The organism is Vibrio sp. 378 (assembly GCF_033339435.1).
In genome coordinates this window covers 1-534 of sequence record NZ_JAWOUO010001095.1, presented here as the reverse complement: position 1 = coordinate 534, position 534 = coordinate 1, and the positions used below count along the sequence as shown (strand labels likewise).

Here is a 534-nt window from a genome sequence, read left to right as displayed (position 1 = left end):
ATCACTGCGACATCTGCAATTGTGTCCGCCGTTGTATTTTTTACCTCAATCGAATACGAAATTTCTTCACCATTTTCATAATGACTCCCAGAAGCAGGACTAAATGAAATTTCCACCTCTCCTGCAGCTAGAGCATTGGCAGAGGTAAATAAGGCAACTAAGAGTAAGGTAAAACAACGCTGAACCATCGACACAGTACTTTCCAATTTATATAAAATTCTTATGAATTACCGAGAGTAAAATGAACACAAAATCGTCAAAATTTTGAGGCGACGAATTTTTGACGACAATTAATCAATAAATGTCACGATATGGTCAATTTTTTATTTAATAACCATAAATAGGTAGATATATAATCTTATAATTGCACATCCAATAATTTATAACGTTCGAAAACCATAGGATCTGGCTATATCGTTAGATTTAAAACATGAATTAGTAGATAGGTGAAAGGTAACTGATTATGATATTTAAATTTATATGAAACGACGGTTATCAGAATTATCTGACAACAACTTCAAACTAGTAACACAG

At 32.6% G+C, this 534-nt stretch carries 1 protein-coding gene; it reads right to left on the bottom strand.

Features of this window, described 5'->3' with window-relative positions:
* The coding region (locus R7Q48_RS30570; protein WP_411979320.1) for a hypothetical protein at positions 1-188 on the bottom strand (188 nt) is incomplete at its 3' end.
* Between the last annotated feature and the right edge of the window lie 346 nt (positions 189-534).